This window comes from Bacillus sp. Brlt_9 (genome assembly GCF_051948935.1).
GTDB lineage: Bacteria > Bacillota > Bacilli > Bacillales > Bacillaceae_G > Bacillus_A.
Window position 1 is genome coordinate 1 of sequence record NZ_JAYJLO010000010.1, and the last position, 23,026, is coordinate 23,026.

Here is a 23,026-nt window from a genome sequence, read left to right on the forward strand (position 1 = left end):
CGCTTTATGGATAAGCACCGCTTTTCACCTCACTTCCTTTTTTTATTTGTTTACAATCTTTTTCATGATATACATGGGAACGATATCATGATATAACCAAATAATACTGATCACGTATTATTTCTTCTTTTTTGTCGAAAGTCCTCTGTCCCTTTCAAAAAAATACAAATGAAACAATTTCGTAGATGTAAAAATTCCTCTGAGCTATAACATTTTCTTTCTATAGGAACGAACTGATTACGATACCGGTACCTTATACTGATTCTTCACCAAGAAGAACCTTTAGCTGTTGCCTAGCCGTCATTCAGCTCCCACCTACTCATTGGAACATGTCCTACCCATTCCTTGAGGTGGGAGTTTTCTGTCGGGAAATGATAAAAGGTAAGGTTTTCCCCTCATATATTCATAGAAACACCCTTACCTTTCAATTATAAATTCTTCAAAAAATTGCTTCGTTATTAGTTTTAGTTTCATCTAAAACATTATTTTTATTAGAAATACTATTTAGCTATTAATTGAATCCATTCATTTTTTATTAATAATTGCTTGTCGAGCTTTTTCTTTATCGTCAAAATGAATAGTCGAATCTTTTAAAATTTGATACGTTTCATGCCCCTTCCCAGCAACCAAAACAATATCATTAGAAGATGCCATGTTTATTGCATGATTTATTGCAAGTTCACGATCTACTTCTACTTTATAATTCAAATTATTATTTTGTGAAAATCCTTTTTCAATATCTTTAATGATTGCCTTTGGGTCTTCCGAACGTGGATTATCAGAAGTAATATAAACAAAATCACTATAACTTCCAGCAATTCCACCCATTATAGATCGTTTTTTTGCATCTCTATCTCCACCGCAACCGAAAACAGTAATAATTTTACCTTTTGAAAACTCGCTAATTGTAGAGAGGACATTTTCTAACGCATCTGGTGTATGAGCATAGTCCACGATTACAAGGAAATCTTGATTTTCGTCTATGATTTCCATTCTACCTTCAATGCTCTTTACACTAGATAAACTGTCACTAATGTTTGTAAGCGGAATACCTTCAACCAATGCAGCTGTTATTGCTGCTAATGCATTATATACATTAAAACGGCCTACCAGATTTAGATGGGTTTCTATTTCTCCATTAAAGGATGCGACTACAAAACGAATTCCTTTTGGGCTTAAAGTTATGTTCTTCGCTTGAACATCAGCTCTATTATGTATCCCATATGTAATAACCTCAGCTGAAGTAATTTTTTTAAAGTATTGTACCGACGGATCGTCTGCATTCAATACAACAAATTTTTTATCTGTAGTAGAAAAATCATTTCCTAATCTTGAAAATAGAAGACCTTTTACATGCTTATATTCCTCAAATGTTCCATGGTAGTCCAAATGATCTTGAGTTAAATTTGTAAAAACAGCGGTTTTAAAGTTACACCCTTTAACTCTTTCCATATGTAAACCCTGTGAGGTAACTTCCATAATACAATAATCTGTATTATGATTTTTCATCGTTTGCAAATTCCGCTGAAGTATCGGTGGTTCTTGCGTATTAATATCAGTAGGATACCATTTCGAACCAACTTTCACTCCGTTATTCCCCATAAGCCCTGTTTGAAATCCATAATCAGTCAAAATCTTTTCAAGTAAATAGGAAGTAGTTGTTTTACCATTTGTTCCTGTTATTCCAATTAGCTTAATTTTATTAGATGGGTAACCATAGAAATGTGACGCAATAACTGCCATAGCATACCTAGCATCTTTAACAATTATTTTAGGTATTTCAATATTTACATCTCTTTCTACAATTAACGCCACAGCGCCATTTTTCATTGCATCTTCAACAAATTGATGTCGATCTTCAAGAAACCCATCGATACCTGATACACATATAAATAAATTTCCATTAGTTATTTTTCTAGAATCCATTTCTAATCCCGTAATTTCTATATTCATATCCCCAATGGTATCTTTAATCAATAACAAATCCGCCAGCTCTTTTAGTTTCAAATCCCTCGCCCCCTTACACATTTACCCTACTTATTTTACCACTTCATATAAAATAATGGTTTAAAATTCCATTTCAGTCGAACGAATTTTAATCATCTTCAATATACATAAATAAAAGAGCACTTGTTTCCGCAAGTGCTCTTTTCAGGGATTTTGAGATGCCCTATTAACGAAAGTTAAGGTTACTTAAAGTTAAGAGGTATTTATATTATATGCTTGTCCTTTTTAATTGTGCATAATCAATATATAAACATCTTTAGTAATATTTAATAACTTTTATTTATAGTTTTTTCTTACATTTTACCATTAAGAAATTAATTGAAGGCTTATTTTCCATGATCTTATTTGGTTCGTCAATTTCTGAAACTTGTACTAATCCATATTTAGTAAAATCTTGTTTTATAGATTCAGAATCATAAAAGAACATTTTTACCCCTTCCATTATCTCATAATAGTCTTTACCCAACTCGCTTCCTTTTCCATACATTGGAGCTTTTTTAGAAACTGTTGTAAAAACCATATACCCACCTGGTTTTAACTGATTATAACAATCTTTAATAAATTTCTCTCTTTCCTGCTCATTCAACAAATGAAGAAGTGCATGACTAAATATCCCATCATATAGTTTATTATCAAAAGGCATTTCGTTTACTGAACCGTGATACATACGAACATCTTCTAATCCATTTTGTTTTGCTAAATCAATAGCTGTTTTTGAAATTTCAATACCGGTTACATTTATACCATTATCGATAAACACCTTTGCGTTTCTACCGTATCCAATACCTGGAACTAACATGTCCTTAACGTTCTTTTCTAGAAAAAAATCTTTTGTCAAAATTGCAGATTCTGTAGGTTCAAATCCCCACATCATTTGTTTTTCAATAAAGCTTGATTCCCAAAATTCCATTTATATTTCTATCTCCTTATTCTTATCTCATGCTTAGCATCACATGAAAGACCTATTAATTTTAACGCTGCTGTTTTCACCACAGTCACTATAGGTCCATTGAATATAGCATATTAATAAGCCTATATCTATTTTAAAGATTGGTTGAATATCTATTCTACATATCAATTTTACATTTAGAAAAAATAAAAAGCACCCGAATGGATGCGTATAAATTATACTTATTCATTATTACTTTCTCCACTTTTATCATCAACTGATTTCAAGTCTAACATGCTACCTATATCAGGTGGTAAAGCTAACTCTATACCAGCTACTGGTTGATTATCTTCATTAAACCATTGTTTCTTAAATTTACTCAATTCTTCATTTTTCTTATTTTCATCCATATTACCCCGCCTTTTATGTACATGATATTAAACACTTTACTTAATATGTACATTGGGAAAGATAATATACGATTTGTACATAATGAAAGAGCAACAACCAACCTCTATTTACAGAACGCGTTGTACCTATTAAGAACCTCCCGTACATGCTCCCCCTCGTTTTATTATCATATTAATGACAAAATATATGTGAACTACATGACAATTACGTTGTCATTTTATTCATATGAGACAAATACTTTTAAAGGAGTAATTATTCCTTCACTTAATTCCTCAAAACATTTTTTTATTGCAGTATAATGGATTTCATGTTGAAAAATCTCTTCTATCCATGGCGTCTGTTCTATTTGATTAAAAAACCAATCTGCATGTTTTTGATAATCATATCCGTCACTTGAACCAATGATTTGCAATTCATTTCGATAAAAGTCGGCGGTTAATGTTAAGTCTTCTATATTACCATCAGAAAGAATACATATCGCCCCATTACTTTTAACAGCCTTTTGCAATGTGTGAAACCCTCTATTTGTAGCAGAACATTCGAAACCGTAATTATATGTTTCTATTATTTGTTCTTCTGAATCATATATGTTTTTCACACCAAACTTCTTTGCAAAATCTCTTCTATTTTTATTAGGTTCAACTACATCCACTTGCTCTACACCTACATAGTATTTAAAAAAATAACAAGTGAGTAAACCAATCACTCCCATTCCAGTTATAAGTACCTTTTCATCCTTTCGCGGATTTAGTTTTAATACTCCTTTAGCAGCATCACACGAAAGAATAGATAATAACGCAACTTTAGGTTTTATATAACTAGGCACTCGAATTACTTTATCCCCCTTGACTATTCCTATTGTTTCATGTCCATAAAAAGAAACTACTTTATCACCTACGTTTAAATTTGTTACTTTATTACCAACTTGAATGACTTCACCATAACTTTCATATCCAGTTTTTCTTGGATAAATAGGATTTGTATCTGTAACATCCGATTCTTTATACTGTGGTAACTCTGCTCCAATACTTATTGCACCTGCAATTGTTTTAACGATAATTTCATCATCCTGTATAGACTTAATTTCGCGCGTTTCCCACTTAAGACGTTTTGGTCCTTCTAAAACTAATTTATTTTGTTCCATTTATAACCCTCACATTTTATAAAAATATATTCTCACTACATTTCAAACAATGTATAATAAATTCATCTAAAATTTAAGCTATAACGTTGGCTAGCACCCAACAGTGATAATATGATAATTGAATTTGATGGATATGGAATTAATGAGTATGTTTTTGGCCGTAACTGTTCTCTTAACAAGTTAAAAACAATGTATTTAACTGTTAAAAATAAAGAGTTATCTAATAAGGATCTTCTACGTTTATTTTGTTTACACTATCATTATGAAATTATTCCAAAGTCACTACAAGAAGACGGCACGAGCGATGTTGTCATCGATTTAGACACAGACTATATTTATATTCCAAAAAGATAACAGTAAACTAGATTGAGTGAATAGAAATTACGATTCAGCTAAGTGTTTAATAAAATAAGTCATTGCCCAAATTAATGTCGCAAATTGAGTGACAAAATACATTGTCCATTCAAAACGAGTCAATTTTCTCTCTCGTTTCACTTTCTTTAAGTATCTGTAAAATATAAATGTACTTAAAAACATAAGTAACAACGATAATTGCTGTAAATCATCGACTATACGTACTGCCATAGCCTCCATCACCCTCCTATTCAAAATAAATGCTACACTTTAAGATTAACATTTATTGGTAGTTTATTTCCATTTAAATTACTTATGCCCAAAATAAAAAGAGCACTCAGCTATTGGGTGCTCTAAAAAATATCAATTTAACACATTTTTCTTGTACTGGCTGCATGTAATTTCTATTACTTTTTATACCTCAGTTCTATCACTTCCGGTATATGGTTGCTATCATATTTCCTCGTATAGATTTCACCATCTGGAGTAACGAATTGTAATGCAAGCTCACCACAAACTCCATTTAGTATTTCAAATTCGCCTTGTGTATTTGAAATACTGTGTTCCTTACTTTCGATTGAATCTTCATAAATTTTCACATTAGATATAGGTTCGTTATTTTGATCTACGATAATACCTCTTGAATACTTACCAACTGCCATGCATTGATCCTCTTTTTTATTATATTTCGTTACAACCACCGCTCCAATTATTATAGCGATACACCCAATCAAGAGAATCAATTTGCGTCTCACAACAATCCTCCTTATTCATTTTATTCTTTTTTAAATTGAAAATTTAGACGTTCCACTTGTTTGATTTCCTCAATTACTTTATGAATTCCTTCTTCAATCCTATCTTCCTTCACATTTGATACGTTTAACTTTAATAGTCTTTCTTTCGGAAAACCTCTCACATAATTTTTATCAATCGTATCAATACATATTTGCATTTCATTTAATCTTTGGAATAACTTTTCAGAAATACTTGTTTTCTGTAATTCTAAACAAGTGTGAATTCCAATTGTATTATGTTTTTTATATGTGAATAAAAGCGGATTTTCACTATGCATTCTTTCTAATGCTTCTGCTAGTTTTTTAGATCTATTATTATAGGAAGATTTAATTTTATTTTTATGACGTTCAAACATGCCACTCTTTATATAAATTTCTAAAGCTGCTTGGGATATCATTGGGCTATCGATATCTAAAATCTTTTTATATGTATGGAAAGCACTCGAAATAACCGGTGGAATAACTGCTACACCAACTCGTAAACCTGGAAAAATAATTTTCGAATAACTTTTCAAATATATGACATGATTATCATGATTTAAGCTATATAACGGATCAGCTTTTGAATCCGTTTCTAAATCTGCTAAATAATCATCTTCTACTATAAATACATCATATTTCTTAGCCAATAATATGATTTTTTCTTTCTCATCTTTAGAATAAGTAGTTCCAAGCGGATGATGATATCTTGGTATTGTATAAAAGAATTTTATTTTACCTGTTTGAAAAATACGCTCCAATTCATTTAAATCAATACCTTCATTCGTACGTTTAATACCGATTACCGGAATTTTGTTTATTTCTAGGTACTCAATATATAGATGATATGTTGGTTGTTCAATTAATATCGTTTCATTTTCATTTGGAAATGGTATAGAAGTTAAGATTGCAAGAGCTTGTTGTACACCTGACGTTATAAAAATATTTTCTTCTTTAGTGAAGACTTGATAGTTTGCTAATTGCTTTTGAATAACCGGAATTAAAGACGGTAAACCTTTTGGCGTTCCATATACAAACAAGTCATTTTTATATGTATCAATGGCTTTATTAATACAATGTTGAAAATCTAAGTATGGAAAAACATCTGGATCTGGTGCTGAAGAAGCAAAATCAATTATCTCGTCGTTTTCTATAGTACTCCCTGACTTTCGAACAACGTAGTATCCACTTTGAGGGACGGAATAAATAATATGACGCTTTTCTAATTCATGTAGTGCCCGTATAACTGTCGCCTTATTGCATTCATATTGCGTAACAAGCGATCGTATAGACGGTAATTTCTTTCCTTCTTTTATCACTCCATGTTGAATCATGTTTTCTATATCGTTAAAAATATGTAAATACTTATACATCATTACCACCTCAACATTTAATTTGTACCGGTACAGTTTGTATTTGTTCACATTGTAGCACTAGATTATAAAGATTACTATGTACGTATACTGGCCAGTAAAAAATCAGTTACTATGAGGTGTAATTATGAAACTTACAACAAAGGCATATTTATCAGCTTTAGTCTATTCATTTATTATTGGATTCTCCTTTATGTTTGTGAAATTAGCACTAACAGTTACGAACCCCCTTGATACTCTTGCTCATCGTTTTACAGTTGCTTTCGTAGCTGCAAGCATTCCCATTGTTTTCGGTTTCGTAAAGTTAAATATGTCATTCAAAAATATACTTGCCCTATTACCACTTGCAATATTTTATCCAGCACTATTTTTTGCTTTCCAAGCATTTGGCTTAGTGTATACAAGTTCATCCGAAGCTGGAATTATACAAGCGGCGATTCCTATATTTACGATGATGTTAGCTTCCTATTTTTTAAAAGAGTATACAAATACATGGCAAAAAATATCTGTACTCATTTCTGTCATCGGTGTCATTTATATATTTATCATGAATGGTATAGGGATTCATGAAACTAGTTTCATAGGTGTTATTCTTATTTTGCTATCGGCATTATCATCTGCTTTCTATAATGTGTTAGCTAGAAAAATGACGAAGAAATTCAAACTAATGGATTTAACTTACACAATGACAGTAATCGGCTTTATTAGCTTTAATTTAATCGCGTTCGCCAGCCATATAAGCAAAGGTACAATAACAGCATACTTTAAACCGTTTACGAATGGAACATTTCTTATCTCCATTTTATATTTAGGGTTACTATCTTCCTTGCTGACGGCATTGCTATTAAATTATTCCTTATCATATATTGAAGCCGCTAAAATAAGTGTTTTTAGTAACTTATCTACACTTATTACAATTATCGCAGGCGTTGTTTTTTTACACGAGAAAATTTCTTATTTTCATATCATTGGCACAATAATGATTATTTTTGGTGTAATAGGTACAAATTTTTTGGGCAAAAAGGAATTTTAGTGAAAAAAAAGAATATCTCCATGAATAAATAAAAAGCGAGGGATATATAATGCAGCGCATAAATACGATTGATATTAATAATGTATTAGAATTAGAAAAAGCTCTTTCTACTTTATTAGATGAAGTGATTTCTTCAAAACTAGAACTTGAAAACTGGTTAAAAAAACAATCTACAGTCATTTGGGAAATCGAAGAACAATTAACATCGCACTATATCGCCTTTCAATGTAATACAGATAATAAAAAAATAAAAGATACTTTTGAATATGATCAGCAATTTGTGAGACCACTTTTGAAACGTTATCAAAATTCATTTGATAATAAATATTTAGAGTCTCCTTTTCGAATGGAACTTGATCCAAAAACATATAGCTTACTAGATAAAAAAATTAAGAATGCGCAAACATTATTTTGTGAAAAGAACATTGATTTAGAGATAACTGAAGACAAACTAGTAACAGAGTACTTCGAAATTACAGGTGGTTTAACTGCACTATGGGACGGTGAAGAAAAAACAATTACTGAACTACAGTCTTACTTACAAGATCCTAATCGTGATATTCGAAAAAAAGCAAAAACACTCATTTCTGAAACATTCTTATCTGTTGAAGATACATTACAACATATATTAAATGAATTAATCACAATCCGTCACCAAAAAGCAAAAAACATTCAATTAGATAATTATCGTGATTATATGTTTAAAAAACATGAACGTTTTGATTATACACCTGATGATTGCTATGAACTTGCTGAATCTATTCGTAAATACGTAGTACCACTTATTGATAAAATATTTAATGAGAAAAAATCTGAACTTCAAGTAGATTTCCTTCGTCTGTGGGATGTAAAAGCAACCTCACCAAAACAAAAAGCATTAAAACCAATCGAAGATGCCAGTGAATTAATCGAAAAAAGTTCTCATATTTTACACAAACTAGATCCTGAATTTTCTACATTACTGGACCGTATGCGTAAAAATAATTGCTTAGATTTAGAAAGTCGTAAAGGAAAAGGACCAGGAGGATTTTGCGAATATTTACCTGCTTCTCAATTATCTTTCGTTTTCATGAATCTCAATCATACACATTATGATGTTACTACTTTCCTCCATGAAATGGGTCATAGTATTCATAATGAATGTATGAAGCAGTTAGAACTTCAAAAATATTTGGAAATCCCTTCTGAATCAGCAGAACTCGCTAGCATGACAATGGAATTATTTTCGATGGAGTATTGGGATACATTTTATGAGAATACAGAAGAATTTATAAAAGCAAAATTAGATTTCTTTAAAGATATTGTTAAGTATTTACCACCAATGCTTATCGTTGATCAATTCCAGCATTGGATGTATGAGAATCCTAATCATACTGCCAAAGAAAGAAATGCAAAGTATTTAGAATTACATAACACTTACCAATCGAACGTCGTAAATATTGAAGGGTATGAAAATTGGATTGCAACTGGTTGGTTACCTGTACTACACATATTCGAAATACCATTCTATTACATCGAATATGCTATTGCACAACTCGGTGCGTTGCAAATGTATAAACAATATAAAGAAAATCCTAAACAAGCAATAGAAAATTATAAAAAGGCTTTATCATTAGGTAGCTCTAGATCTTTAACGGAAGTATATGAAGCAGCTGGAATTCGTTTTGATTTTTCTAGCGAAACAATTAAAGAACTAATGTTATTTATAGAGAGCGAATTAGCGTTACTTGAACAATTGTAAGAAGGAAGCTGTTCCTATATTTTAGGTTCAGCTTCCTTCTTTATTTTATTTATCAGTTCTATGTATTGAGAATCACCATATCCGATTGTTGGAAAAAGTTGAAACAACTTTATTAATAATTCTTGATTTGATAAACCTTGATTTTTAAAGATGAATTTCATTACGATATTATCTTCTTTTAGCATTTCTAAATATAAGTCTATAGCCTGATACATTACAGATGGTACCTAATGAGAAGTCTTTTTATGGTTTACTAATACTTCATTATATCTGGAAGAATAATTTCCCAATTCAAGTTCAATTTGATTTACTTTAAATTCATCCTCTCTGAAACTATTTAAGTATACTTTCCCTTCATAACAAGACTGTTCCAGGTATGAAAGTATAGTAAGTAGATTCATTTGGCAAAACATATCTTCACCAAACCATAAAACAATGCATTTATACTTTTTCGTAAAAAGATTTTCTAACGGATCTATGACCTTTTTTGTATAACTTTCTACTGAACTGTTATGACCTTCTGCTCTTATTTTAATAAACTCTTCATCAAAAACTTGTGCAGTAGCGCTATTTACACACATGGCCTCATTAAATGGGGCATAATCAGACTCACCCATTAGCTTCTCCGTTTTAAATTCTTCATACATCATTTGACCATTCAATATGTTAAGTACATCTTTATCAAACAACTCATTATTATTGCTACGTAACTGCTCAACCTCTAATTTTCTAGAAATATTCATTTTTAACTCCTCTTCTATTTTTAGTTTAATAAATGATTGAATAGGCATTTTGTTAAGTTGGAATTCCCTTGGATTCATTCCAAAAACATTTTTGAAAGCTCTACTTTAAGCCTCTTGCGAAGAATAATTGTAATCCAATGCAATATCTATTATCTTTCTATCATTCTTCAAATCCCCCGTAGATAAATACAGTCTTCTTAAAAGAATATAACGCCTAATACTAATGTCTGTTACTTGGTGAAATCTAAAAGAACAGTAATACGGAGAATAACCCATATAACGCGATAATTCATTTAATGAAAATTCTTCTTTTAAATTGTTCTCAATCCAATCAATCATCTGTTGTATATGTTCATTCATTTCCTTCATTCCTTATTTATAAGTATAAAAGAGAGTCGTTTCTTTCTTTTGATATTTCTTGTGTTTTATAACATGGGCCATTCATTACATCGCTTCATTTTAAAGGATATCAAAAATAAAACACGAATGTTGTAAATTAAGAATCTTTTCGTTCTATAGAAAAAAATTAAAGTTTGGAAAGGACGTTACAATGAACGAGCTAGAAAAAGAAATACTCCAATTAATAAATGAACGCTATCCATTAAATTTTATTAACATTAAACCTATAACGAATGAAATGTATCAATGTCACGCACAACAAGGTACTTACTTCATTAGAATTACAAACTACAAAACATATGAAGAACAGTTAGAAGAAGTTACATATACGAACTTTTTATATGAAAACGGTTTAGCAGTTCCTCCAATAATACCTTCTCTTAATGGGAATTTAGTAGAAGGGTTAACATTAGACAAGGAGATTTTTTCTGTATTATATAAAGCTGCGCCTGGTATACATTTACCAAGGTGCGAATGGAATTCTAATATATTTAAAAACCTTGGTAAACAAATTGGAAAATTACATCGTATTTCTAAAAGTTTTGAAAAGGCCAACCCGGTTAAACATATAAACGATTGGTATGAAAATGAAGAATATAATTTTCTTAAGTATATCCCTAAAGAAGAAACTACTATAAGAGAAATTTCATCTGACGTTTTAACTTCTATAAAAAGGCTAGAAAAATCCACTTCGAATTACGGCTTAATCCACGGTGATTTATGGTTAGAAAACATTTTAGTTGAAAACAACTCAAACTTAACAATGATTGATTTTCAAGACTGTGAAAAACATTTTTACATATTTGATTTAGCAGTTCCTATTTATAGTGCGATAGAATATTCATTTGCTGGAAATGGGAATATCGCAGACTATGAGCGTTCTATTACAAAAGCAATATTTGACGGATATCAAGAGGAAAATGAACTATCTAAAGAGATGATAGACAAGTTGCCTATCTTTATTAAATTAAAGGAGATTTTTGAATATAGCTTAATGCATATGTATTGGGATAAAGAAGAAATAACTGAGGAACAAGTACGGATAATGAACCTTTATAGAATGAAGATCGAAACTAAATATACCTATATCAATGTTTAAAAATGCTGTTGTTTAACTACAAGGAAACCACTTTCTATTCTTAAATAGAAAGTGGTAAGTTTAGTTGTTTAGGAATATCAGAATGCAACTCTGGTCTATACAAAACGGTAAATGAATATCCCTGTTGAATGAACGATACTTCATTATGTTTACACTCAAATGGAATACTATTTTTCTTAAATTTATTTTGGATTCGTTGTAAAAATGCTTGATCAGGAGTTGCGAAAGAAACATGTACTTTCGGTGGTAAAGCTTTCATCGCAATTGGAATCCACGGTCGCTGCCACCAAGTTGCAACAATGTATGCAGTGCCACCTATAACAAAGTTAAAAATATCCCCATCTTCCATCGTTTTCATATTTAGATTTGATTTTAACCATTCCGTAAATACAGGTACACTTTTAACGGGAAGACCGATTTCTCTTACATATAAAATGTTTAATGGTGAATGCGGTACTAATACATCTTCTTTAACATAGCTATGCGCGATGATTTCCAGAAGATTCCCATCTCCGTCTTTAAAGTATAAATTGAATAGATCGTTCTCCTCACCAATTGTATTTCCATCTTTCCATTTCACAATAAGTAACCCAGACTTTTCAAGCCATTTTGCAGTTTCATGAAATTTTGAATATGAAATTTCAAAAGCGAAGTGAGCAGGTGCAAGTGGCTCATACACTTCTTGAAAGCTAATTGTTGTATAAGGTGTTACCTCAAATTGAATAAATGACGCTGTTTCTTTTTTTATTGGAAAAGATAATATGTCCTTATAAACTTGTTTTACCCCTTCTATGGAAACCGTTTGTAGTTTTATATCTGATATATGTGTAATCACGTTACATTCCCCCTTGTTTCTTATTATCTATTCGTATTGTATTACACTTATAAACAGATGAAATCAAACGGAAGGATTGATTTTTCATATAAGAACTACAACTTTAGTATGAATATGTTAGCTTCTTTCATTGTTAGTACAGTAACGTTTTAAAACAATTATCCTCCATATTTCTATTTTTTCAATTTTCTCCTGCATTGTTTCCATATAAAAAAGCTGCCTTTCCTTAAATGAAAAGCAGCTTTTTTAATATAATACATTAAGATTTCACAGCAATAATTATAAACCTTTTTGAATTTGTACGAATCCCTTTTTCAGAACTATTTGCATCAATGAAATTTTGTAAAATAGTAAAATCCTCTTCCTCTTCTCCAAATCTAGGAATAATAGGTGTATGTTTTAACAAGAAAATAAGATCTTCAGGCGAACTGTAATAATCAGTAACATTATATTCACTTACTTGCACGAGTTCAAATCCTGCATTTATAAGTTCACCCATATACTTTTCTTTTAAAGTTCCATCTCTTTCACCTAAGCATTGTCCTCTTCCAAATGCCTCTTTCAGGTTCAATTTATCATGTTCGCTAACTTGTTGTGTTAAAAACAGAGCACCTTTTTTCATTACTTTTGCTAATTCGGATGCTACAAATGGTGCATGACAACTTGAAGCTATATCAAAATGTGCATGTGGAAACGCTAAAGCTTCAGAATCCATTTGAAGAAACTCAACATTTTGTACACCTAATTTTTTCAAGTTAGAATGTGCTGTTTCAATCATTCCGGTAGAATTATCTACTCCAATTAACAATTTAGCCGAAGTTGCTATGTTAAGTATATTTTCTCCTCCGCCTGTACCAACATCAAGTAAAATATGTGATGGTTTGCATCTTTCTTTTACCTCTCTATAAAAGTCCCATGAATCTCCTACAGTTTCACATTTTATTTTACTAAAATCCCATCCATTTAATCTTCCTACTTTATCATAAAAGTTTTTGTACTCTAATTCGTTCATTTTATTATTTCCCCTTTGTTACTATGTATGAAATGTTTAATCCTGAAGCCCCCGAATTAGACTCATAGTTTATATTTTCGTAAATCTCTTTTTAAATCCGGTACACATCTTTCAGTTTCAAACAACTACTTTCTTTGAGCAATACATAATTTCATCTATCCCATCTCAATCAAAAGATTATACCATCTAATTATACATATTATAAAATACAAATTATTGAAATAGCAACTTTCTGTTTTTTTAATTTACATAATAAATTTATAGTTAATCTCTATTGATATATTCTAAATGTTTCCTTCCCCAACCACACATACTATCCAAAACAACACTTACTGTTTTTCCATGCTCAGTTAAGCTATACTCCACTTTAGGTGGTATTTCTTGATAAATTTCGCGTTCTATTAGTCGATCTAACTCTAATTCTCTAAGTTGCTTCGCTAATGTGCCCTGAGATATATCATGTATTAATCGCTTTAATTCACCAAATCGTTTCGTTCCATCTGTTAGCAAAATAAATAAAATGAGTGGCTTCCATTTTCCACCGATTATTTGTAATGTTGCTATTACCCCTTTTAACTTTGGTTCTTGTAAATCCATTTTTCTCACCTCTCCTCAGATATCATAAACCATATTTAGCAATTTTTCATATTACTTATCCGCATGAATAGCAATTAGTACGAAATTTGCGACTATGTACATATAAAGTGCGTACTTTTCACTTGCTATCTTTTAGCGAATAATAAAGGCATAACAGTTTTATTTTAAAGTTTTTATTAAGGGAGTGGCTTAAATATGTCTATAACTACATTAAAAGGTAGCCGTATCGTTATCATTGGTGGGAGTTCTGGCATTGGATTCGCAACAGCAGAACAAGCAATTGAACAAGGAGCACATGTAATTATTGCAGGACGTTCGAAAGAAAAGTTAATGGTTGCTCAAGAAGTGATAAATAACAACCATCTTCAAACTTATGTATTGGATAATCAGGATAAAAACCAATTACAAGATTTTTTCAAACAGGTTGGGAATTTTGATCATTTATTTACACCAGGAGCCTCTTACACACTTGGACCAATAACCACTACTGATGATATTGCTGAAAGCAGCTTCATTGGAAAGTTTTGGCCTCAATATTATGCCGTGAAATATGCAATTCCTTTTCTTTTAGACTCTGGATCTATCGTATTAATGTCCGGTGCATTTAGTCAAAGGCCACTTAAAGGAGCGCCTGCTTACGGAGCATGTAATGGCGCTATTGAAAGTTTAGGGAAAGCTTTAGCTGTTGAACTAGCTCCAATTAGAGTTAATGTTGTTTCCCCCGGAACGATACAAAGAGAGAATGAACAAAATGAAAATAGACTAGCTGCTTATGAAACTTATAAATCTCTTTCTCTTGTAAAAAGACCTGGGCATAATGATGAAATTGCACATACTGTACTATATTTAATGCAAAATAGTTTTTCTACAGGTAATGTACTGTTTCCTGATGGAGGATACACTTACCATTAAATTATGTAAAACAAAAGCCACTTATAAAGGTGGCTTTTGTTGCTAATTTAGAAACTGCTGAAGTAATACAGGATCCTCTTTTAAAAGTTCTGCTAAAAACATAAATTGCGGATAAGGTTGTAAGATTAAGTCTATATCCATTTTTTCTTTCAATATAGCTATTCCACCTTGCTTAATATAATCTTTTAGTGTTATTTCCTTACTACAAATTAGCCTAATATCACTTAAAGAGAGTAATAGTAGCCCATTCGTTTCAGAAGATGGATTTGGCTCATTTTCTGAATGTGCCATATACATAATAGATAAAGTTTCATCTGCACTATCAATAATTAATATTGGATTGATTTCATTTTCTGCCTTTATTTTCTTTGATTGCGCATTCCAATTCTCTTTATAATATGTACTTGGTGAACTCAAAATAGTAATATCGATAGTAGCTTCTTCTCTCACTTCTCTTTTAGCAGTTTCTACTGCTATTTCATCGGCTTCTTTATGTCCCCCCAGCCTTATTACACCTAATGTATCCCCTTTACTCGTTGGACCAACTTGAAAAACAAATAAATTTTTATACACTACATACGCACCAGCTGTTCGCACATTCCTATCTATTTGTATCAATATTTTCCCTCCTAACGACCTTTGAACAAAATAGTTTACTATAATTTTATTATGTATTTAAATTATCTTCAATCCAACACACTGCATCAAGTAGGTTTTGCGCTATATACTCAGGTACTGTTTCTTTCCACGAATTTCTATACTTTGTTAATGAGCTTTCTCCCCATCCTGTTCATACTAAAATCTTTTTCATAATACTGCCTTCATTTTCATTTCCTCCTTTAGATTTTAAAATACCTCTAAAAAGTAGGATTCATCTAAAAATTACAGAATTCTATACATAACAAGTATTGGACGGATGATTTTCAAATTCCTCTATATAAAGCGACTTGATCCATCCAGTATGCAATGACGCATTTTAGGATTTCCACATACTTATTCCATTAGCTATGCCACCGGGAACATTAGTAGATCATTTTTTTCAGCTTGCAATCATTTGCTGTAGCTACTTTTACTAAATTTATAACATTATGTACCCGATAAGAAAACTATGATGAAAGGAAGTTATATGAATGTTTGATTGGTTAATTGAAATAGATGAACCAAAATACTCGGAATCAAATATAGATGAAAATTTTCATATTAAAAAAATTCCAACAGTCTCATCAACACCTAATATAAGTCCAATTTGCCAACTTTTCAGTGGCATGGATGTCATACTTAAAGAAGACGTTTATACGTCCTTTCCCATTACAAATGACGTTACTTTAAATATAGTTAAAAATGAATTAACCCCTCATTATAAAGATGTGAAACAAGTTTTTATTAATAATGAATTGCATGAAATTTTCATGATAGGTTTAAAGGAAGAATCAAAACAAACTTTAAAAGAACTTCTAACAAACGGTATATATCCTGTAGTGCCTGATTTATACCGAAGTTGTTCTTTTAATAGAATTGTCGGTAGAAGAACATTAAAATATTATTCTGTACTATTCGATTGCATTGATCCGATGTTCTTAAAAGAAACTCAAGAAATAGCATATTTCCTCAAACATTCATTCTTTGAAAAAGAGGATTGCATTTCTTTAGTACCAACAGGTTGGATTTTAGAAGATTCATTAAAGGAGTCCATTACACTCCGCTCATTTTGTACATTTGCAAATAAAATTGTACTAGTAGTTGACGAATCGAATCAAGAAGTAATTTCTCTTGATATTTACGGATAAATTGATAAATGGCTAGCGTCAGGAAAATGCGGATTTACAACGATAAGGAAAGTCCAAATTAAAAAGCTCATTATCTCTACAAATCGAAATAGAGAAAATGAGCTTTTCAGTTACTTCATTTATTTATTGAATTCATTAACTGGAAGAAGTATTCAGGTTTATGAGTCTTATTTAGGTTATACCATGCATGTAATGTATCTGGTGTAAATACATCTATTTTTCTCAGTACCTCCATTGCAAATTCCAGAGGAGCTATTCCTGATGCAGTAACTAAATTCGCATCAGATACCGCAGATCCCAACTCATAGAACTTTTCTCCTTTATAGTTAGGACATACCATTTTAGTATATTCTAAGTTATTACTTGTATGCTTTCGAGTATCTAAGTATCCCATATTCGCGAGGCCCTCAGTTGCACCACAAATTGCAGCAACAATAGTACCAAGATTTAAAGCGTGGCCAATTCTTTCCAAGATGGGTTGATGAATTTCTTCACTCCAAGTAGTCCCTCCTGGTAAAATTAAAAGATCTTTACTCTCAAGAGTACATTCATCAAGGGAAATATCTGGTTTTATGCTCAGTCCTCCCATAGTAGTAATCATTTCTTTATTGGCTCCTACTGTAATTACTTTTAAAGGTGCTAAATCTTTTTTGAAATATCTTCCTGAGTTTAATTCAGCAATTAAATATCCATATTCCCAGTCCGACATTGTATTAAATACATATAGAAATGCTTTTTTTGTTTGCATCCAATAACACTCCAATCACAATTTATATAGCTATTATAATATAACTTCCCTGACAGTTAACGTCAGGGAAGTTATCATACTTGATGAAATTTTATTAATTCCGAAAGAACTTCAATAAGCCTTTTCTTAAGACTTATTGGCTCAATAACTTTAATAGATTTATTGTACGGTAAAAGTAAATAAGGTACATATGTATGTAATATATCTTTTTCAAGAAGAAAAACTGCTTGATTTGAAGTCCGTTCTTGTAAATAATGTCCTAAAAACCAATGTTGGCAAATATCAGCCAATACACTTTTATCCCCATTAATAACCAAATAAATAGTCCCTTCCTTATCTTCTATAGTTGGAAGAAGACCATTTATAAAAAAGTCACGTGCTGAAAAATTTTCTGGTCGGTTAAACTTACTTTCTGTAAGCATTAGACTTTCAATTCGATCTACTCTAAAACTACGGATATCATTCCTAAGATGACAAAATCCAATCACATACCACTTATTATTCCAATAGATAATTTTATACGGATCGACCAATCTATAATTTAATTGCTTTTCGCCACTTTTATAGTAAAGAATTTTTACTGAGTAGCCGTCAGCTACGGCCTGCTCCAACTCCTTCAAAAAAAGTTCCATAGAGAGTGAACTTAATCCACTTATTACTTCAAGACTAGCTAAATGTTGGTTTATCTTTGTTTCCTGCTCTTGATTTGAGTATTTACTTAGTTTTGAAATGGCCCTATTTAGTGCTTCACCTCCATAATATCCGGCTTCTTCTGCAAAAACAGCAGCGTGAAATAGTGCAGTTTGCTCCTCAAAATCAAAAAAAAGAGGAGCCTCAATAAAATTGTTCAATAAAGTGTATCCACCGTTATTTCCTGGTTCTGAAACGATAGGTACGCCACTTGTTGAAATTGTATCAATATAACGATATACAGTCCTTATATTCATCTCTAACTTTTCTGAAATTTGTTTTGCAGTAATTTTTTCACCTGAACGAAGCATCCATAGAATTGCTAACATATTGTCAATTTTAGGCATATAATTCCACCTCTATATGAAATTTATTTTCTATTATATATTCCCTATTTTTAGTATAACTCATCAACTGTTCCTTTCCGATAGCTTTCTATATAATGAGACCCTAGACACATTTGTAATTTCACAAATTTGATTTACAGTCATATCTCCCTCTTTATAAAGCTTTACTGCAGAATTTTTATGGTACCTTCTTTAACCGACCCTTACACTTTCCTTCTTTCTTAGCCAATTCAATTCCTTCACGCTGTCGCATATAGATAAGATCACGTTCTAATTGGTTTACACCCGCCATAACCGTTATATTGCACCATATTTCACCTTTAGGCTGGGAATATTAATTTGCTAGGAGAATAACATTTTAATTCGGAGAAAGTGATCTCATTAGATTCTTTAAGACCACTGAAACTTTCTTAACATTGTTAAAAACGAGAGTAACGTCATGACTATAGGCTTAGCGTTGTCAACCCACTTTTCCCTGACGGTACCCCACAAAGAAAAAAAGGCATATAATTAATGCCTTTTTTCTTTGTCATCATTTAACTGGATAACAAACTTCTGTAACCCATTTATTAGGATCCGATTCCATCGCTGGACTCACATGATAAATATTAAACATCGGACCTGCTAATTTGTAACCTTCTGTCTCAATCCATTTTGCTGCAGCCTCATTTACAGCTGTCATCTGTTCATAACTTCCATTAACCGTTATGGAAGCTACATGAGTTGATTCAATATTTTTAAATGTAACGTCTTTTGTATTTTCGTACTTCCCTAAAATACTTAGTTGTATTTCTACATCTACATTATTTTCTTTGTATTCTTGATCATGGAAGACAGCGATACTATAACTCGGATGGGCCATACTAATATTTTTAATATGAATTTCTCGCATCAATATACTCCATAACTCGCCTTCACAATTATACGATGGAATAATCTTTCTAACACTAGCTACATTTCTTTCTGGAATTGCTTTTATTGAAACGTGGTAATTCATCTCAACAACATCCTCTCTCATCGTTTTCATTGAACCTTCGAGGAGACGTAATTGTTTTTGGAGGTTAGTCATGTCTTCTTTAATTTGAGCACTACGATTTAAAAATTGCTTCTTAATACCATCTATATTATCGCATTCTATTATTTCTTTAATGGTAGCGATATTAAACCCCATTTCTTTTAACGTTTGAATTTGATTTACTTTCTTTAATTGGGCTGCTGAATAGTATCGGTACCCACTCTGCTCATCAACTTTTATTGGTTGTAATAATTCCACTTTATCGTAGTGTCTCAACATCCGAATACTAATTGAAGATAGTTTTGAAAAGTCTCCTATTTTAAACATGATTTCCTCCTATAAGTTACATCTACTTCGAAGCTCAACTTCATCTTAAACAATGACATTGTGTGAGAGTCAACTGTTTATAACACTTGAATTATATTTCTTTAATTATTTCTCCTTATACTTTCTTCCTTCTTAAGGCTATAAGAATTGATATTAGTCCGTTCACAGCTAATAAAGTTACAATAATACTTGTAACTAAAGCTACGTCTGGCGCAAATATTTTAATCGTACGCCATGGTGAACTTGTACTATAAGTAAGTAGTGAGATGAAAACAATAGATATTAGTAGGGATAGACTCCCTATGAATAACCAAATTAGCTTTTTTACAGTTTTCATATGTTTATACTTTTTAATTAACATAATTGATATTATGAAAAGAATAAGTGTAACTATCAACAAAACAATTTGTATTAATGGTGTGTTTTTAGGGATATTAACCGGTTCTTCTCCATTCAAAATACTAATAATCCCATTTTTCAGTACTGATAGTGCGGTTTCTTCTAATACATGATTTTTATTCGTTAAAATTACACCACCCCAGCCACTTTTGTTTAAAGTAAATAATTCAGCACGAGCATCGGGCGTTGATCCTGAATGCCAAATCATCGTTTCGCTTTCATTTATATTTGTTGTTCTTAATCCAAAACCATAACTTTTTTCTGAATTTATTTTATAAAGTGGTGATAAATAAAGATTCATGTTTTCTTGCTTTAAAAATTGAGCATCCTCTGGACGATTCAAAAACATAATATATTGAATCATATCTTCTAAATTTGCAGTAATATAGCCATAAGGTGCCCCGGCATTATCATAGGACACTACACTTTTTCTTGGAATGCCAAACCAAAACTGATAACCTGTTAAATAACCTTTTTCATATGCAGTTTCTTTACTTGCTGCCGCACCATTCATATTTAACGGCTGAAAAACATGCTTTTCCATATATGATGAATACGTTTCATTTGTGACCTCTTCAATAAGTGCACCTAAAACAATATAATTCGCATTACTATATTGATATTTTTCTCCTGGTAGGGCATTTAATTTTACATTTAAAAGTTTCTTTACATTTTCTTTTATAGCTGAAGAACTTTTGGATTGTATATCTGATAATGCCAAACCTTCGTATGTGTTTATTCCGCTTGTATGAGTTAGTAGGTGTCGGATTGTTATAGTGGAGGTTAATTGATTGTCTTTTAGTTTAAACCAAGGAAGGTGTTGTTGAACGGGATCCTCTAATTTTATTTTTTTATCTTCTATTAATTTCACGATAGCTAAAGCTGTTAAAGATTTACTTATTGAGCCGATTGCAAATGGAGTTTTACTAGTTACCTTTTTTTCAGATTCTCCAGTAATCCCTATCGTTTTTGTGAAGAATACATCTTTATTATGTACAATTGCAACAGAAGCTCCCGGAATGTTCTGCTCTTTTATAAATTTTTCAATATACTTATCTAATGTAACTTTAATATTTTGCTGAGCATAAACTTTTGAATCTGTAATACATAACATTAATACATTACAAAGAATATAAATTAGAGACATTTTATAGATCGTATTCTTCATTATGCTTTAGACAGATTTCTTTTTTTATAACTTACTAAACTAATAAATACTACTACAGAGAGCATAAAACTAATCATTATTAATAATGAATTCCACCATTGATTTTCTGAAATACGATATAAAAGATTATACTGAAATGTATTTTTACTATTAGTTGGATTAAATGATCTAGTTAAAAATATTGTGAATGTAGTTTGCGAGATGAGGTAAGTAATAATTGCGATGAATATGCCGCGTAAGATAGATGTGTTTAATTTCCCCTTTTCATTTTTAAGTTTTTTCATTTTAACTTGTAAATCAATCTCATTTATTTCTAAATAATCTTGAACAAATAATTGAGGTGTACCTAAATCATCTATACTATCTTCACCATGTTCATGACATTCTTGAAAATGTTCTAATATTTGTCGCTTAATATTTTCCCTTTCTTCTAAACTAATATCGTATTGCTTTAATTCCTTAAGTACGTCTGTTAAAAATTGTTTTTCTTTACCTAGTAATCTATTCCTCATTTCAGAAGGTCTCCTTTCAAACCGCTTTTTAATAATGTTTGAATATCCGATTGCAATTCTAACCACTCATTAATTTTCTTCTCAAGACGTATTTTTCCGTTTTCATTAATTTCATAATAAATCCTAACTTTACCACTGTCTGTTACTACTTGATAAGTATTAACCCACTCTTGATTTTTCAACTTAGTTAATATGGGGTAAATACTTCCTACTCCTTTCAATTTTAAATTGTTTACTTCAAGTTCTTTCATAATCTCATAGCCATAACTTTTCTTTTTCGACAAAATAGATAATACACACATTTCTAAATGACCTTTAATTAAACTTGTTCTGTCCATAGGATAAATTTAACAGAAATATATACTTCATTCAAGTATATATTTCTGTTAAATACAAAAAATCAGACAATAGAACAAAGATATTATAAGCAAAAGATATTACTTGCAAACTGTTTTCACCCCTAAAAACCACTTTTATAATATAATAATTACATAATATATCAACTGTTTGTCCCTTTAATTTTTCTATCTCTCTTCCATATCTTAGTTGGAAATATAGTATACGGGACATAAAAATACTAAAAAATCCAATCCCTTAATTTTCACATTAAGAAATTGGATCTTCTTTCATTACCTTGTAATACTCATACTGCGTTATTATAAACATTATAAAGAATATACGTTTTATATAAGTTTTGTTAATAACACATAA

At 31.0% G+C, this 23,026-nt stretch carries 22 protein-coding genes and 3 pseudogenes; 6 read left to right on the forward strand and 19 right to left on the reverse strand.

What is annotated here, in order from left to right; all coding sequences use genetic code 11:
• Positions 1 to 525 precede the first annotated feature (525 nt).
• The 4 genes from VF726_RS26250 to VF726_RS26265 all read right to left on the reverse strand — a co-directional run bounded on the left by VF726_RS26250 (position 526) and on the right by VF726_RS26265 (position 4,451).
• Positions 526 to 2,007 (reverse strand): UDP-N-acetylmuramoyl-L-alanyl-D-glutamate--2,6-diaminopimelate ligase, encoded by a 1,482-nt coding sequence (locus tag VF726_RS26250; protein WP_440173098.1) that lies wholly within the window; start codon positions 2,005 to 2,007, stop codon positions 526 to 528.
• A gap of 280 nt (positions 2,008 to 2,287) precedes the next feature.
• Complete coding sequence (locus VF726_RS26255; protein ID WP_440173100.1) at positions 2,288 to 2,917, reverse strand: methyltransferase domain-containing protein; 630 nt, start codon at positions 2,915 to 2,917, stop codon at positions 2,288 to 2,290.
• Positions 2,918 to 3,138: 221 nt separating this feature from the next.
• The gene (locus VF726_RS26260; protein WP_440173101.1) at positions 3,139 to 3,306 is read right to left on the reverse strand and encodes a hypothetical protein; all 168 of its coding nucleotides are present in this window, start codon (positions 3,304 to 3,306) and stop codon (positions 3,139 to 3,141) included.
• A 218-nt stretch (positions 3,307 to 3,524) separates the two neighbouring features.
• A complete protein-coding gene (locus VF726_RS26265; protein WP_440173103.1) occupies positions 3,525 to 4,451 on the reverse strand; it encodes an alcohol dehydrogenase catalytic domain-containing protein in 927 nt (308 codons plus the stop codon).
• A gap of 111 nt (positions 4,452 to 4,562) precedes the next feature.
• On the opposite strand from VF726_RS26265, the gene VF726_RS26270 reads away from it, so the two are divergent.
• Entirely contained in the window at positions 4,563 to 4,805 is a 243-nt protein-coding gene (locus VF726_RS26270) for a hypothetical protein (protein ID WP_440173104.1), read from the forward strand.
• Between the two features lie 27 nt (positions 4,806 to 4,832).
• Here VF726_RS26270 and VF726_RS26275 read toward each other — a convergent pair whose 3' ends face one another.
• From VF726_RS26275 to VF726_RS26285, 3 genes are all read right to left on the reverse strand, one after another.
• Complete coding sequence (locus tag VF726_RS26275) at positions 4,833 to 5,036, reverse strand: hypothetical protein (protein WP_000290888.1); 204 nt, start codon at positions 5,034 to 5,036, stop codon at positions 4,833 to 4,835.
• A 176-nt stretch (positions 5,037 to 5,212) separates the two neighbouring features.
• Complete coding sequence (locus VF726_RS26280) at positions 5,213 to 5,560, reverse strand: carboxypeptidase regulatory-like domain-containing protein (protein WP_440173105.1); 348 nt, start codon at positions 5,558 to 5,560, stop codon at positions 5,213 to 5,215.
• Positions 5,561 to 5,580: 20 nt separating this feature from the next.
• On the reverse strand, positions 5,581 to 6,951 hold the full coding sequence (locus tag VF726_RS26285; RefSeq protein ID WP_440173107.1) for a PLP-dependent aminotransferase family protein: 1,371 nt from the start codon (positions 6,949 to 6,951) through the stop codon (positions 5,581 to 5,583).
• A gap of 127 nt (positions 6,952 to 7,078) precedes the next feature.
• Between VF726_RS26285 and VF726_RS26290 the strand changes: the two are divergent.
• Together VF726_RS26290 and VF726_RS26295 are read left to right on the forward strand one after the other, a co-directional pair.
• Positions 7,079 to 8,016: pseudogene (locus VF726_RS26290) on the forward strand (DMT family transporter).
• A 17-nt stretch (positions 8,017 to 8,033) separates the two neighbouring features.
• Positions 8,034 to 9,725, forward strand: coding sequence for a M3 family oligoendopeptidase (locus VF726_RS26295; RefSeq protein ID WP_440173109.1), 1,692 nt, complete (start codon positions 8,034 to 8,036; stop codon positions 9,723 to 9,725).
• 14 nt (positions 9,726 to 9,739) lie between these two features.
• Here VF726_RS26295 and VF726_RS26300 read toward each other — a convergent pair.
• Positions 9,740 to 10,828, reverse strand: a pseudogene (locus VF726_RS26300) (helix-turn-helix domain-containing protein).
• A 190-nt stretch (positions 10,829 to 11,018) separates the two neighbouring features.
• Between VF726_RS26300 and VF726_RS26305 the strand changes: the two are divergent.
• Complete coding sequence (locus VF726_RS26305) at positions 11,019 to 11,966, forward strand: phosphotransferase enzyme family protein (RefSeq protein WP_440173110.1); 948 nt, start codon at positions 11,019 to 11,021, stop codon at positions 11,964 to 11,966.
• A gap of 40 nt (positions 11,967 to 12,006) precedes the next feature.
• Here VF726_RS26305 and VF726_RS26310 read toward each other — a convergent pair whose 3' ends face one another.
• The 3 genes from VF726_RS26310 to VF726_RS26320 all read right to left on the reverse strand — a co-directional run bounded on the left by VF726_RS26310 (position 12,007) and on the right by VF726_RS26320 (position 14,410).
• Positions 12,007 to 12,801, reverse strand: coding sequence for a VOC family protein (locus VF726_RS26310; protein ID WP_440173112.1), 795 nt, complete (start codon positions 12,799 to 12,801; stop codon positions 12,007 to 12,009).
• A gap of 259 nt (positions 12,802 to 13,060) precedes the next feature.
• On the reverse strand, positions 13,061 to 13,813 hold the full coding sequence (locus VF726_RS26315) for a class I SAM-dependent methyltransferase (protein ID WP_440173114.1): 753 nt from the start codon (positions 13,811 to 13,813) through the stop codon (positions 13,061 to 13,063).
• A gap of 264 nt (positions 13,814 to 14,077) precedes the next feature.
• Positions 14,078 to 14,410: a winged helix-turn-helix transcriptional regulator gene (locus tag VF726_RS26320; protein ID WP_440173116.1), complete on the reverse strand. Its 333-nt coding sequence runs from the start codon at positions 14,408 to 14,410 to the stop codon at positions 14,078 to 14,080.
• Positions 14,411 to 14,605: 195 nt separating this feature from the next.
• Here VF726_RS26320 and VF726_RS26325 point away from each other — a divergent pair, with 195 nt between their 5' ends.
• Positions 14,606 to 15,322: an SDR family oxidoreductase gene (locus VF726_RS26325; RefSeq protein ID WP_440173118.1), complete on the forward strand. Its 717-nt coding sequence runs from the start codon at positions 14,606 to 14,608 to the stop codon at positions 15,320 to 15,322.
• 42 nt (positions 15,323 to 15,364) lie between these two features.
• Here VF726_RS26325 and VF726_RS26330 read toward each other — a convergent pair whose 3' ends face one another.
• Positions 15,365 to 15,940, reverse strand: a complete 576-nt coding sequence (locus tag VF726_RS26330; RefSeq protein WP_440173120.1) for an NUDIX hydrolase — start codon at positions 15,938 to 15,940, stop codon at positions 15,365 to 15,367.
• A gap of 512 nt (positions 15,941 to 16,452) precedes the next feature.
• Between VF726_RS26330 and VF726_RS26335 the strand changes: the two genes are divergently transcribed.
• On the forward strand, positions 16,453 to 17,109 hold the full coding sequence (locus VF726_RS26335; protein WP_440173122.1) for a hypothetical protein: 657 nt from the start codon (positions 16,453 to 16,455) through the stop codon (positions 17,107 to 17,109).
• Positions 17,110 to 17,224: 115 nt separating this feature from the next.
• Here the strand turns inward: VF726_RS26335 and VF726_RS26340 are convergent, their stop codons facing one another.
• The 7 genes and pseudogenes from VF726_RS26340 to VF726_RS26370 form a co-directional block, all read right to left on the reverse strand.
• Positions 17,225 to 17,857 carry a type 1 glutamine amidotransferase family protein gene (locus tag VF726_RS26340; RefSeq protein ID WP_440173124.1) on the reverse strand — a complete coding sequence of 211 codons (633 nt, stop codon included), beginning with the start codon at positions 17,855 to 17,857 and terminating at the stop codon, positions 17,225 to 17,227.
• 74 nt (positions 17,858 to 17,931) lie between these two features.
• Complete coding sequence (locus VF726_RS26345; protein ID WP_440173126.1) at positions 17,932 to 18,894, reverse strand: helix-turn-helix transcriptional regulator; 963 nt, start codon at positions 18,892 to 18,894, stop codon at positions 17,932 to 17,934.
• 63 nt (positions 18,895 to 18,957) lie between these two features.
• A pseudogene (locus VF726_RS26350) lies at positions 18,958 to 19,195 on the reverse strand (helix-turn-helix domain-containing protein); the annotation flags it as partial.
• Positions 19,196 to 19,426: 231 nt separating this feature from the next.
• Positions 19,427 to 20,236, reverse strand: coding sequence for a MerR family transcriptional regulator (locus VF726_RS26355; RefSeq protein WP_440173128.1), 810 nt, complete (start codon positions 20,234 to 20,236; stop codon positions 19,427 to 19,429).
• 115 nt (positions 20,237 to 20,351) lie between these two features.
• Positions 20,352 to 21,803 (reverse strand): serine hydrolase, encoded by a 1,452-nt coding sequence (locus VF726_RS26360; protein ID WP_440173130.1) that lies wholly within the window; start codon positions 21,801 to 21,803, stop codon positions 20,352 to 20,354.
• Complete coding sequence (locus VF726_RS26365) at positions 21,803 to 22,315, reverse strand: hypothetical protein (RefSeq protein ID WP_440173132.1); 513 nt, start codon at positions 22,313 to 22,315, stop codon at positions 21,803 to 21,805. The genes VF726_RS26360 and VF726_RS26365 overlap by 1 nt, the downstream gene beginning before the upstream one ends.
• Positions 22,312 to 22,653 carry a PadR family transcriptional regulator gene (locus VF726_RS26370; RefSeq protein WP_000376290.1) on the reverse strand — a complete coding sequence of 114 codons (342 nt, stop codon included), beginning with the start codon at positions 22,651 to 22,653 and terminating at the stop codon, positions 22,312 to 22,314. The genes VF726_RS26365 and VF726_RS26370 overlap by 4 nt, the downstream gene beginning before the upstream one ends.
• Positions 22,654 to 23,026: the final 373 nt, after the last annotated feature.